We start from the raw sequence: 11,288 nt of genomic DNA on the forward strand, positions 1-11,288 counted from the left end.
GCGGCATGTCTGTCATCGAACTGCGCGTCGCCCGGCGCGACGAACTGGACACCATCGAAAACCTGATGCAGTTCTACACCTACGACTTCAGTGAGTGGCTGCCGCTGAAGCTGGGCGGGCATGGTTTCTTCCCGATCCAGTTGAAAGACGATTACTGGCGCCAGCCGGCAACCCGGCCGTTCCTGATTCACGTCGACGGCGAGTTGGCGGGGTTCGTGACCGTGGACGACCATATCCTCATCGAAGGCGCCGACTACAACATCGGCTATTTCTTCGTCAGCCGACGCTGGCGTGGCCAAGGCGTCGCGCAGTTTGTCGCCTCTGCCCTCTTGAGCCATTTGCCCGGTCAATGGCAGATTTTCCATGTCGACGCCAACCTGCCTGCACAGCGGTTCTGGGCCAGGGTGATCCCTGAGGTGAGCGGCGGCGACTTCACTCGCCAGCAGAAAACCGTGGACGGTTACCCCTGCACCTTCTACTGCCTGCGCAGCCCTTCTCACGCTGCCTGAACGGCACTTTTCTCATTCCAGAATGACTTTGTCCGACAATATGTAGTGAGCAAAAATAATCACTACAAAACCGTTGACGGCGTCGTTTGGCTTTTGCATGATGCAGACGTCTCCCCGATCGGGAGCACTGGCAACACGCTTGAGCAAGCTCGTCTGACCGCCGAGCTGTTTTTTCCGGATACACGCTGCCCACAAGGCAGATTGAAGAAGCTGACCTGGCCTGAACGTCCAGTACAAGGACGAGAAGCGCTGGCGAAAATTCTCAAGACGCTTGTGGTCGACCCTGAAAACGTCGTCAAGGAGCCTCCCGGTTTTCGCTGCTTCTCCTCGTTGTGACGCTATTGCGTAGCAGTTATTCAACACGACTACATGCAACAGACGCATGACCCCGTACTTCACACGGGCGACCGCTGACGTCCTGGTTTCGGTGCCAGGGATCAACTAACCGATGGGCTACCTGTATTAGCGAATCAACTTTGAAAGATCACCAGACTGGTCAAGGGGCAATATCATGAATCTGAACAATCAACCTACTATCGAAGAACTGGCTCGTATGTTCGCTGCGCAAAAAGACAGCCACGACAGCCATATTCTGTGGATCAGCAAGTCGGGTCAGGTCCATATCGACTGCCTGTCGCCCCATGCTGGTGAAGAAGAGTTCGACCGGAACAACCAGAACCTGCTGGCCCGCCTGAAGATGTACCGCCGCGGCCACGGCTATGTCGGCAAGAAAGCCGCGGCCGACAAGGACTTCATCGGTAATGTTCTGCAAACGCTGAAACAGGCGTGGGACTCGATGCAGAACAAGAACGAAGTCCGGGTGATTGATCGGTTCTGCTAAGTTGAATCTTCAGTAAACAAAAGGGCCTGCTTCCGATAAGGAGCAGGCCCTTTTTTATAGATAACAAACAGTGCTCATGAACGGCTTTCCAACACCATCTCCATGAACGCCACCGCCGCCGCACTGTGATAGTTATTCTTGCGCCGCAACAACGCTGCCCCCCGCTGCGGCGCCTCACTCTCCACACGCAACCGGCGCAACGCCCGATCCTCCGTGGCTATCGCCTCCGGCAACATGGTCGCTAACGGCGCATGCCGGATCACTTCGAGCAAGGTACTCACCGAATTCACCTCGATCTGCACCTTGGGCGTGATGCCGTGTTGGCGAAAGTACTCATCGACGGACACCCGGGTGATGTAACCCGGCGCCAACAGTGCGAAATCAAGTTGCGCGATGTCATTGGGGCTCAGAACCAATGAGCTGTCATACAACGGATGCTCCCGCCCGACCATCACCCCCAGCGTCTCGACAAACGCCGGAATGCATTCAATGTCCGGATTGCGCACCGGGGTGAAGGCAATCGCGATATCCAGCGAGTCATCCGCCAGCCCCGCCTCGATGTCATCCATCGACAGCTCGAAAATCTCCAGATGAATCCCCGGATACCGCGCCACGTAGTCACGCACCAACGGTCCCACCAGATACGCCATGAATGTCGGTGTCATGGCCAGGCGCAGCGAGCCTCGGGACAAGTCCTTCACGTCATGCAACGCACGCTTGCCCGCCTCCAGTTCCACCAGCACCCGCCGCGCGCATTCGATGTAAGCCTGCCCGGCGTCAGTGGGTTTGACCGAACGCGAGGTGCGATCGAACAGATCCACACCGAGGCTTTCTTCCAGTTGGCGGATCTGTTGCGACAGGGTCGGCTGCGACACATGCAGAGCCTCGGCCGCCCGGGTGAAACCACCGTGATCGGCCACGGCCAGCAGATATCGCAAATGTCGCAGCAGCATGGGGCTCTCCATCTATAGGCAGTGCTTATGCTTTGCATTGTATATCGGTCTTGGACGCTATGGATCAATCGGCAGAAGATGAACCCCACACAGCAAGCCAACCCCGAAAGGAGAAGCACCATGCAATCCCAAGCCTACAACGACAGCCGCATCGCTCTGACCACCCGCGCCCTGGATGCCAAGGCACAGAAAAACCTGTCGTGGCAGGATCTGGCCGACGGCACCGGCCTGAGCCTGGCCTACGTCACCGCCGCCCTCCTCGGCCAGCACCCGCTGCCAAAAGCCGCCGCCGAAGTGGTCGGTGACAAGCTGGAACTGAGCGCCGAAGACGTCGCCGCCCTGCAAATCATCCCGCTGCGCGGCAGCCTCGACGGTGTGCCGACCGACCCGACCATCTACCGTTTCCACGAGATGATCCAGATCTACGGCACCACTTTGAAGGCACTGGTTCACGAGCAGTTCGGCGACGGCATCATCAGCGCGATCAACTTCAAGCTCGACATCAAGAAAGTCGAAGACCCTGAAGGCGGTTCCCGCGCCGTGGTCACCCTCGACGGCAAGTTCCTCCCGCTGCGTCCGTTCTGATCCCTCCGGGCCCGCACCCCGCGTGCGGGCCCATCCAAACCTGAATTGCCAAGTCGTCACCACATCTGTCTGGAGGCTGCCCCATGCAAAAAATCCTGCTGTCCCTGGCCCTGCTCGCCGGCCTCGCCGCCCAGGCCCAGGCCCAGGCTGATGAAGAGGCCGTCGCCTATCGCTACGGCATGCAACTGGACATCGCGCAAGTCGTGAGCATCACCCCGGTAGCCGACATCTGCGGCGTAGTGCCGGTCGAGATGACCTACCTCGACAGTCACGGCGCAAAACACATTCTTCAATACAGCGAATTCGGTACTGGCTGTTCGAACTGAGAGGACAACACCATGAAAAACCTGATCGAAGGCTTCCTGAAGTTCCAGAGCGAAGCGTTTCCGCAACGCACCGAACTGTTCAAATACCTCGCCACGACCCAGACCCCGGGCACCTTGTTCATCACTTGCTCCGACAGCCGTGTCGTGCCCGAGCTGCTGACCCAACAAGAACCCGGCGAACTGTTCGTGATCCGCAACGCCGGCAATATCGTACCCTCCTACAGCCCGCATCCGGGCGGGGTTTCGGCAACGGTGGAATACGCGGTGGCCGTGCTCGGCGTGACCGACATCGTGATCTGCGGCCACTCCGATTGCGGCGCGATGACTGCCATCGCCCAGTGCAAATGCATGGATCACCTGCCCGCCGTCAGCGGCTGGCTGCAACATGCCGAATCGGCGAAAGTGGTCAACGAATCACGGCCACACGCCAATGACGCCGCCAAGCTCAGTTCGATGGTGCGCGAGAACGTGATCGCGCAACTGGCGAACATTCAGACTCATCCGAGCGTGCGTTTGGCCCAGGAGAAAGGCCTGTTGAACCTGCACGGCTGGGTCTACGACATCGAGACCGGCTCCATCGATGCCCTCACCGCCGACCGTCGCACCTTCGTCTCGCTGGCCGAGCAACCGTCGATCTGCGCAGTGCATGGCCAAACGGTCAATGCCGCCTGAACCAAACGCCCCGCACCTGCCGGGGCGTTCGCTTTGTATCAGCGTGTAGCCAACGCCCCGCCAGACACAGTTTCATGCACCCGCGCCGGGAGGCGGACACATCCCCGATACAGCCGACGCCTTGAATAAGCCCGAACGCTGCATCCCTCCTCCCGACACAAGGAACACCCGATGAACAAGTTGTTTGCAGGTTTGGCCCTCGCCGCCGCCATGGCCGGCGCCACTTCGGCGATGGCCGCCGAGAAACCTACCGTGGTGCTGGTGCACGGTGCCTTTGCCGATTCCAGCAGCTGGAACGGTGTGGTGAAGATTCTGGAAAAGGACGGTTATCCGGTAATCGCCGCCGCCAACCCGCTGCGCACGCTCAAGGGTGATGCGCAATCGGTCGCCGACGTGCTGGCCGGGATCAAATCGCCGGTGGTGCTGGTCGGCCATTCCTACGGCGGGCCGGTGATCAGTGAAGCCGCTTATGGCAATACCAACGTCAAGGCGCTGGTGTATGTCGCGGCACTGGCGCCCGAAGCGGGTGAAACCGTGGCCGGACTAGCCGGCAAATTCCCCGGCAGCACCCTCGGCCCGACCCTTGCGCCGCCCGTAGCATTGAAGGACGGTGGCAAGGATCTGTATATCCAGCAGGACAAGTTCCACGACCAGTTCGCCGCCGATGTACCGAACGCCGAAGCGAAACTGATGGCCGCCACCCAGCGCCCGGTCACCGAGGTCGCGCTGAACGAAGCGGCCAGCGAGCCGGCGTGGAAATCGATTCCGTCGTGGTTCGTGTACGGCGACAAGGACAAGAACATCCCGCCGCAAGCCATGGCGTTCATGGCCGAACGGGCGCACGCCAAAAAGACCGTGGTGGTCAAGGGCGCGTCCCATGTGGTGATGGTGTCGAATCCGAAAGCCGTGGCCAGCCTGATCGAATCCGCCGCCACCGCCCAGTGAAACGAAAACGCCGCACCTGTCATTGCGACAGGCGCGGCGTTCTGGTTTTAGCGTTTTACGCCCAGATCGACCTGCGTCATGCGGCTGCGCACAGTGAAGACACCGTCACCCGAAAGAATCGCGCTACGGGCAAACAGGCGACCGCTTTCCCAGTTCGAAAGGCCCAGCTCCGGCTTGTTCAGCGCGTACTGGCCGTCGACCCAACGGGTAATGCCGTTGCCCACGAACGGCGCGTTGACCGCGCTGTAGAAACGCTCCTGAACGGCAGCGTCCTCGCTGATCAGCGACACGGTGAACTGCGGGCTGTAGCGGTTGAACAGTGCGATGGCCTGATCCAGATCATCGACGATCATCAGGCTGGTTTCCGGGGTTTCTTCCCATTCCCACTCGCGGCCCAGTTGCGCCTCAGGCAATGGCTCGGCCAGGGCTTCAGTCTGGTAACCCTCGGCGCGATAGACCTCGACCGTCGCGTTCTGCCAGTCGCTCGGCAGATAACCTTCACTGCCTTCGACGATGTGCAACTTGCAGCCCTGACCGCGCGCGGTGCCGGCTTGCTGCAAGGCATCGAGGAACAACGGCACCAGTTCGGCGGCGCGGTCGCGCTGGATCAGGCAGACGTTGAGGGTGTTGCAGACCTTGCGATCCAGCGAGTTGCGCACCACAGCAGCGAAGCGCTTGGCGTCGGCATCGCGATCGGCGATCAGCCATGCGCCACCGGTGCCGTGCAGGCTGACGGCGGTGCCGGCCTGCTGGGCGATGCTGCCCAACTGGCTGACTGCACGGCCCGAACCTCGGGCCACGGCCAGCGACAGACGCCGGTCGGCGAACATCGCCCAACCGGCGGCGTGGTTGACGCTCTCGACCAGCGACACCGCACCCGCCGGCAGGCCGGCATCGGCCAGCGCCGGGTTCAGGGCGTGAGTGACGATGGCTTGCGCAGTGCCCAGCGCATCGCTGCCTATGCGCAGCACGGCGGTGTTGCCGGTACGCAGTACGCCAGCGGCGTCGGCGAAGACGTTCGGCCGACCTTCGAACACAAACGCGACGATGCCCAACGGCGACACCACCTGCTCGACCTTCCAGCCGTCATGTTCGACGCTGCTGATTACTTTGCCGCGAGTGGCCGGCGCATCACGCCAGGCGCGCAGGCCGGCGATCATGTCGCGGCGCATGCGCTCGTCAGCGAGCAACCGGGTGGTGGACCGACCGCGGGCCTTGGCCCGTTCGATGTCAGCGAGGTTGGCGCTTTCGATCAGCGCCCAGGCGTCAGGGCTTTCCAGCCGTTGAGCGAACAGATCGAAGAAACGACTGATCGCTTCATCCGACACCGCGGACAACGCAGTAAACGCTGCCGCTGCACGTTCGATCGCAACCGAAGCGGCCTGCTGATCCACCACCGGAATCAGCAACAGCTCACCGCTCACCTGCTCCACCAACAGGTGGTCGCCGGGTCGGAAACGCTCGGCCAGTTCGGGGCTGACCACGGTGACGCGGTTACCGGCGAAAGGGATGGGCGTGCCAGCGACGAGACGTTCGAGCGCGAGAGACATGGAGCGGATTCACCATATTGAGGGCGGCCGGAAAATGTATAGCTTGCCCACCCTCAAAGCAACACAGGCTCAGAATACCGACCAGCCGATCCGCGAGCTGAGCATTTCCAGCGCCGCCATCCCCGCCAGCGAGTTACCCGCCGCGTTGAGTTCCGGCGACCACACGCACACTGTGAACTGCCCCGGCACCACCGCGACGATGCCGCCACCGACACCGCTCTTGCCCGGCAGACCGACGCGGTAGGCAAAGTTGCCGGCTTCGTCGTACAGACCGCTGGTGGCCATGATCGAGTTGACTTGCTGGGTCTGGCGGCGGGTCAGGATCTGTTCGCCGCTGTGTTTGCAATAGCCGTCGTTGGCCAGGAAGCAGAACGCCCGGGCCAGGTCGATGCAGCTCATGCGCAACGCGCAGTGACTGAAGTAGCTGCGCAGCACCGCTTCGACGTCGTTGTGGAAATTGCCGAAGGATTGCATCAGGTAGGCCATCGCCGCGTTGCGTGCGCGGTGCTGGTATTCGGACTCGGCCACTTTGCCGTCGACCATCACCTGAGGATTGCCCGACAGCCGTCGCACGAAATCGCGCATCGACAAGGCCGGCGCCGCGAAGCGCGACTGGTTGATGTCGCAGATCACCAGTGCCCCGGCATTGATGAACGGATTGCGCGGGCGGCCGCGTTCGAATTCCAGCTGCACCAGCGAGTTGAACGGCTGGCCCGACGGCTCGTGGCCCAGGCGTTCCCAGATCGCCTCGCCGGAGTGTTCGATGGCCTGCACCAGGCTGAACACCTTGGAAATACTCTGCACCGAGAACAGCGTCTCGGCATCACCGGCGCAATACATTTCGCCGTCGTTGCCATACACGGCGATGCCCAACTGGTCGGGCGGCACGGTGCCGAGGGCGGGAATGTAGTCAGCCACCTTGCCCTGCCCGATCAGGGGCCGGACAGCGTCAAGGATCTCGTTCAACAGCGCTTGCATGCCGGGTCTCGAAGTCTCGCCCCATGGGATTGCGGGGACACGGTGGCTAGACGCTGCGCCCGCCGGCCGAATCACACCGCCTTCGTGTATCGCACTGTATACGGCGCAGGCCCGGACACACGACAAGCACAAATCCCCCCGCTGACGACACATCCCCGATACAGCCCGACGTTCAAATGAGCCTGTCGATCGGCAGCCCCGATCAAGCCTTTGAACTCACATTTCTTATCGGAGATTCACCATGACCAAGCTCTCGAAAACCTCCCTGACCCTCGGCCTGCTGCTGGCCGGTGGCCTGGCCCTGTCCAACGCTGCATCGGCTTCCGAGGCGTTCAGCGTCAAGCAACTGGATCACGGCTACAGCCAGACTCAGGCCCAGGCCGACAACCCGGAAAAAACCTCGGAAGGCAAATGCGGCGAAGGCAAGTGCGGCGCTGGCGAATAACCCTCTGCACGGGGCACGCCGGTGCCCCGTTTTCCACTGAATTGAATGGAGTCGCACCATGACCACTGCTCTATCGACGGCCGTCAAAGGCCTGTACCTGAACCTCGACCGCGCCGGCCAGTGGCTGGCACCGCTGACCCTGCGCCTGTTCATCGCCTGGGAGTTTTTCGAATCGGGCCTGGAGAAATTCAACGGCCAGAACTGGTTCGAAGACATTCAGGACCGCTTCCCGTTTCCCTTCGATCGCTTGCCGGCGACGTTGAACTGGGAGTTGTCGATGTGGGCTGAGCTGATCTGCGCACTGGCGATCCTGATCGGACTCGGCACGCGGATTTCGGCGATTTCGCTGATCGTGGTGACGGTGGTCGCCACCGCCGCCGTGCACTGGCCGGCAGACTGGTCGTCGCTGAGTGAGCTGGCCCAAGGTTATGCGATCACCAATAAAGGCTTCGGCAACTTCAAGCTGCCGGCGATTTACCTGGCTGCGCTGGTGCCGCTGGTGTTCGCGGGGGCCGGCAAGTTGAGCGTGGATGCGTGGCTGGCGCGGTTTTTCTGGAAACGCGCCAGCCGTTGAGGATCAATGGGCCCGATCAAGGCCCGCGAGCAACGCGCTGTCACGGCTGTAGATGTCCGGCGCGTAGAGCACGCGGCCCTGCCCGTCGACCTGTGCCGTCCAGTACGTCATGAGGATCGGCACCGGGTTGCTCAGGCGAAACTCATGGGTGGTGCCGGTGGCGAGCAAGGTGTCGGTGCGCGCTCGTTCCGCCGGACTGAGCAGGAAGTCGCGCAGCTTCATCGGATGCTCGACCCGTACACAACCGGAACTGAACGCCCGTGGCCCCTTGTCGAACAGCGCCTTGCTCGGTGTGTCGTGCAGATACACCGAGAACGGGTTGGGGAAGCGGATGACCATCTGCCCCAGCGGATTGCGCGGCCCGGCGTCCTGGCGCAGAAGGATGTTGCCGGGGTTGTCCCAGTCGATGTCGGCGGCGGCCAGCGGCTGGCCGTTGGCGTCGAGCACTTGCAGGTTCTGGCGACTGAGGAAGGTCTGGTCCTTGCGGATTTCCGGCAGCTTGTCTTCTTTCCAGATGGTCGGCGGCACGGTCCAGGTCGGGTTCAGCGTCAGGCGCGTGACCCGGGATTTGAGCAACGGCGTCTGGCGCTCGGCGCGACCGACCTGAGTACGTGTCTGCCAAACCGGCTCTCCGCCCTGATACAGGGTCAGTTCCGCAGCGGCGACGTTGACCAGCAAACCATCGGGCTCCATGTCCTGGGCCAGCCAGCGGAACCGTTCAAGGTTAACCCGCAGTTGTTCGCGACGGGTCAGTGGGCTGATGTTCATCTCGGCAATCGTTCCCGGCCCGACCACACCGTCGGCCTGCAACGAATGGTTGGCCTGGAAGCTTTTCACGGCTTCGACCAAAACACCGTGATAAGCGTTGTCCGGCGTCCCGACCACGCTGCTCAGATAACCTTCGCTGTACAGCCGCCGCGCCAGCTCCGGCACGCGTTTGTCTTCCATGTCCGGGCGCAGCAACGGCCCGTTGCCCACCGACTGCCAGTGCGGCAAGGCCTGCAGGCGTTGTGCGGCGTAGAGATGGCGCAGATTCTGGTATTGCGCCAGGCGCGGGCGGGCCAGATCGAAGGCGGCGGCAACGTCATGCATGCCCGGCACGGCGATGGCGAGCAACTCCGCCTGACGGTCGCGGGGCGTGTCGTCGGAATGCCACAACGGTTCGAAATGCGATTGCAGCAGACGACCGTAATGCAGGTCTTGCAGGGCCTGCAGGTAATTGCGGCTGATGTCGATGTCGGCACACAGTTCGCCATCCTGCGGAGCCGTGTCGGCGACCGGATAGCGTTTCGGATTGAGGCCATCGTCGGCCAGCAACTGCAATTGCGCATGCAAGGCCGGCAATTGCCCGGCCGCTGCCCACACCGGCATCCAGTCCTGCTGCCGGTAGAAGGCCTGCAACTGTTCCAGGGCCGGGCCACTGAGACGGGAGGCAATTGCCGGGCAAGCCTGCGGCAGTCCGATCATCACGGCCTGCAACGGACTTTGCGGCTCCACGGGCACTTCCGCGGGCAGTGTCGGCAGTGCCTGCACCGGCTCTTCGGCACAAACGACAAACGGCGCAGCGAGCAGACAAATGCTCAAGTAGCATGCGTACTTTTTGAACAACTGCTTTACTCCAATCCATGGCCGTCATGATTGACGGCCAACCTTACATCAGGTGCGGTGATACAGTCAGGTCCGATTCGCGGGCCTGCCGGGGACGACTGGACGTCAGGAGCCAAAGTGCCAACCATGTAGCCAGTGAGGATTCACTTTAAATGTTGACGTTTTTGCGCCGACTTCTGCTGACTGCCGCTGCCCTGGGGCTGGGGACCAGTCAGGTTTTTGCCGCCGGCACCGCTTCGCCGGTTCTCTACAACAGCCTCGCCCACGCCGCTCCGGAACTCAATCCCCAGGCGCTGAAAGGTGCCCTGAACGCCATGCAATGCGCGATCAACAACGGCGCGAAGCAGTCCCGTCACCTGGCGATCATCGATTATTCGCAACCGTCCACCGAGCGACGCCTGTGGATCTTCGACCTGACGCAGAAAAAACTCATCCTGCGCGACCTGGTCGCCCACGGCTCGAAATCCGGGGACAACTTCGCCACCCGGTTCTCTAACCGTGAAGGCAGCTTCCAGTCCAGCCTCGGACTGTTCCGCACCCAGGAAAGTTACGAAGGCACCCACGGTTATTCGCTGCGCATGGACGGCCTGGAGCCGGGCGTCAACGACATGGCCCGGGACCGCGCCATCGTGATCCACGCCGCCGACTACGTGAATCTGTTCTGGAGCAAACGTACGGGCCGGCTGGGCCGCAGTCAGGGTTGCCCGGCGGTGCGTCCGCAGGTCGCCAGACGGGTGATCGACAGCCTGAAGGACGGCCAGTACATGTTTTCCTGGTACCCGGACCAGCACTGGCTTAAGTCCTCGCCGTACCTCAACTGCCAGCCGCAGCAGATTGCGAGCATTCTCAGTACCCACGGCAGTTGAAAACAGCCGCTTTCTAATCAATCCCCTGTTCTTACAGGGGATTTTAGTTTTCAGGGTTTCATTACAACTTTGTCATTGAGTTGTCGGTTTGCCGAGCGGATCGCCCGGTAGCCTGAAGTTGTTCCGGCACACCTGCCGATCCACTTCACCGACACGAGTGACTCATCATGAAAACCCTGATCCTGGCCTTCACCGCCCTCCTCGCCACCGGTACCGTGTTCGCTGCCGAAATGCCGGACAACACGGTCATTCACGACACCAACGGTTTCTACGTGCACCTGGATGTCGACAAAGTCCTCTCCAGCACCGATATTTCCCAGGCCTGCGGCGTCATTCCCGCACGACTCAACTACCTCGACCACCAGGGCCGCGAACATGTGCTGGACTATCAAGTGCAAGGCAGCGGTTGCACCAACTGACCAGTGAGGCGCAGTGC

At 61.6% G+C, this 11,288-nt stretch carries 15 protein-coding genes; 10 read left to right on the plus strand and 5 right to left on the minus strand.

The features are described from left to right. Positions 1–5: 5 nt before the first annotated feature. Positions 6–509: a GNAT family N-acetyltransferase gene (locus tag IF189_RS16770; RefSeq protein WP_085711451.1), complete on the plus strand. Its 504-nt coding sequence runs from the start codon at positions 6–8 to the stop codon at positions 507–509. Positions 510–521: 12 nt separating this feature from the next. Here IF189_RS16770 and IF189_RS16775 read toward each other — a convergent pair whose 3' ends face one another. Next, on the minus strand, positions 522–893 hold the full coding sequence (locus tag IF189_RS16775) for a hypothetical protein (RefSeq protein WP_085654241.1): 372 nt from the start codon (positions 891–893) through the stop codon (positions 522–524). 127 nt (positions 894–1,020) lie between these two features. On the opposite strand from IF189_RS16775, the gene IF189_RS16780 reads away from it, so the two are divergent. Beyond that, positions 1,021–1,350, plus strand: coding sequence for a hypothetical protein (locus IF189_RS16780; protein WP_047293552.1), 330 nt, complete (start codon positions 1,021–1,023; stop codon positions 1,348–1,350). A 74-nt stretch (positions 1,351–1,424) separates the two neighbouring features. On the opposite strand, the gene cynR is transcribed toward IF189_RS16780, so the two are convergent. Next, positions 1,425–2,303: a transcriptional regulator CynR gene (gene cynR, locus IF189_RS16785; RefSeq protein WP_192551950.1), complete on the minus strand. Its 879-nt coding sequence runs from the start codon at positions 2,301–2,303 to the stop codon at positions 1,425–1,427. Between the two features lie 120 nt (positions 2,304–2,423). On the opposite strand from cynR, the gene cynS reads away from it, so the two are divergent. From cynS to IF189_RS16805, 4 genes are all read left to right on the plus strand, one after another. Further along, complete coding sequence (cynS, locus tag IF189_RS16790) at positions 2,424–2,888, plus strand: cyanase (RefSeq protein WP_011334741.1); 465 nt, start codon at positions 2,424–2,426, stop codon at positions 2,886–2,888. A gap of 83 nt (positions 2,889–2,971) precedes the next feature. Next, positions 2,972–3,214, plus strand: coding sequence for a DUF2790 domain-containing protein (locus IF189_RS16795; protein ID WP_192551951.1), 243 nt, complete (start codon positions 2,972–2,974; stop codon positions 3,212–3,214). A gap of 12 nt (positions 3,215–3,226) precedes the next feature. Then, positions 3,227–3,886, plus strand: coding sequence for a carbonic anhydrase (locus IF189_RS16800; RefSeq protein ID WP_192551952.1), 660 nt, complete (start codon positions 3,227–3,229; stop codon positions 3,884–3,886). 171 nt (positions 3,887–4,057) lie between these two features. After that, on the plus strand, positions 4,058–4,831 hold the full coding sequence (locus tag IF189_RS16805) for an alpha/beta fold hydrolase (RefSeq protein ID WP_192551953.1): 774 nt from the start codon (positions 4,058–4,060) through the stop codon (positions 4,829–4,831). Between the two features lie 47 nt (positions 4,832–4,878). On the opposite strand, the gene IF189_RS16810 is transcribed toward IF189_RS16805, so the two are convergent. Together IF189_RS16810 and glsB are read right to left on the minus strand one after the other, a co-directional pair. Next, entirely contained in the window at positions 4,879–6,381 is a 1,503-nt protein-coding gene (locus tag IF189_RS16810; protein ID WP_192551954.1) for an aldehyde dehydrogenase family protein, read from the minus strand. A 69-nt stretch (positions 6,382–6,450) separates the two neighbouring features. After that, the gene (glsB, locus tag IF189_RS16815; protein WP_096820185.1) at positions 6,451–7,359 is read right to left on the minus strand and encodes a glutaminase B; all 909 of its coding nucleotides are present in this window, start codon (positions 7,357–7,359) and stop codon (positions 6,451–6,453) included. 241 nt (positions 7,360–7,600) lie between these two features. On the opposite strand from glsB, the gene IF189_RS16820 reads away from it, so the two are divergent. Beyond that, positions 7,601–7,804 carry a hypothetical protein gene (locus tag IF189_RS16820; protein ID WP_134826352.1) on the plus strand — a complete coding sequence of 68 codons (204 nt, stop codon included), beginning with the start codon at positions 7,601–7,603 and terminating at the stop codon, positions 7,802–7,804. Between the two features lie 58 nt (positions 7,805–7,862). Then, entirely contained in the window at positions 7,863–8,378 is a 516-nt protein-coding gene (locus IF189_RS16825) for a DoxX family protein (RefSeq protein ID WP_134826351.1), read from the plus strand. Positions 8,379–8,381: 3 nt separating this feature from the next. Here the strand turns inward: IF189_RS16825 and IF189_RS16830 are convergent, their stop codons facing one another. Beyond that, positions 8,382–9,986, minus strand: coding sequence for a L,D-transpeptidase family protein (locus IF189_RS16830; RefSeq protein ID WP_192551955.1), 1,605 nt, complete (start codon positions 9,984–9,986; stop codon positions 8,382–8,384). 152 nt (positions 9,987–10,138) lie between these two features. On the opposite strand from IF189_RS16830, the gene IF189_RS16835 reads away from it, so the two are divergent. Together IF189_RS16835 and IF189_RS16840 are read left to right on the plus strand one after the other, a co-directional pair. Next, positions 10,139–10,852, plus strand: a complete 714-nt coding sequence (locus IF189_RS16835) for a murein L,D-transpeptidase catalytic domain family protein (protein ID WP_085711462.1) — start codon at positions 10,139–10,141, stop codon at positions 10,850–10,852. Between the two features lie 167 nt (positions 10,853–11,019). Then, positions 11,020–11,271 (plus strand): DUF2790 domain-containing protein, encoded by a 252-nt coding sequence (locus IF189_RS16840; RefSeq protein WP_085711463.1) that lies wholly within the window; start codon positions 11,020–11,022, stop codon positions 11,269–11,271. Positions 11,272–11,288 lie beyond the last annotated feature (17 nt).

The sequence above is a fragment of the Pseudomonas sp. IzPS59 genome (assembly GCF_014863505.1).
Lineage (GTDB): Bacteria > Pseudomonadota > Gammaproteobacteria > Pseudomonadales > Pseudomonadaceae > Aquipseudomonas > Aquipseudomonas kribbensis.

Excerpts from the sequence above, each read along its gene's own strand:
- IF189_RS16770 (WP_085711451.1), top strand. The coding sequence starts at position 6 with ATGTCTGTCATCGAACTGCGCGTCGCCCGGCGCGACGAACTGGACACC.
- IF189_RS16775 (WP_085654241.1), bottom strand. The coding sequence starts at position 893 with ATGCGTCTGTTGCATGTAGTCGTGTTGAATAACTGCTACGCAATAGCG.
- IF189_RS16780 (WP_047293552.1), top strand. The coding sequence starts at position 1,021 with ATGAATCTGAACAATCAACCTACTATCGAAGAACTGGCTCGTATGTTC.
- cynR (WP_192551950.1), bottom strand. The coding sequence starts at position 2,303 with ATGCTGCTGCGACATTTGCGATATCTGCTGGCCGTGGCCGATCACGGT.
- cynS (WP_011334741.1), top strand. The coding sequence starts at position 2,424 with ATGCAATCCCAAGCCTACAACGACAGCCGCATCGCTCTGACCACCCGC.
- IF189_RS16795 (WP_192551951.1), top strand. The coding sequence starts at position 2,972 with ATGCAAAAAATCCTGCTGTCCCTGGCCCTGCTCGCCGGCCTCGCCGCC.
- IF189_RS16800 (WP_192551952.1), top strand. The coding sequence starts at position 3,227 with ATGAAAAACCTGATCGAAGGCTTCCTGAAGTTCCAGAGCGAAGCGTTT.
- IF189_RS16805 (WP_192551953.1), top strand. The coding sequence starts at position 4,058 with ATGAACAAGTTGTTTGCAGGTTTGGCCCTCGCCGCCGCCATGGCCGGC.
- IF189_RS16810 (WP_192551954.1), bottom strand. The coding sequence starts at position 6,381 with ATGTCTCTCGCGCTCGAACGTCTCGTCGCTGGCACGCCCATCCCTTTC.
- glsB (WP_096820185.1), bottom strand. The coding sequence starts at position 7,359 with ATGCAAGCGCTGTTGAACGAGATCCTTGACGCTGTCCGGCCCCTGATC.
- IF189_RS16820 (WP_134826352.1), top strand. The coding sequence starts at position 7,601 with ATGACCAAGCTCTCGAAAACCTCCCTGACCCTCGGCCTGCTGCTGGCC.
- IF189_RS16825 (WP_134826351.1), top strand. The coding sequence starts at position 7,863 with ATGACCACTGCTCTATCGACGGCCGTCAAAGGCCTGTACCTGAACCTC.
- IF189_RS16835 (WP_085711462.1), top strand. The coding sequence starts at position 10,139 with ATGTTGACGTTTTTGCGCCGACTTCTGCTGACTGCCGCTGCCCTGGGG.
- IF189_RS16840 (WP_085711463.1), top strand. The coding sequence starts at position 11,020 with ATGAAAACCCTGATCCTGGCCTTCACCGCCCTCCTCGCCACCGGTACC.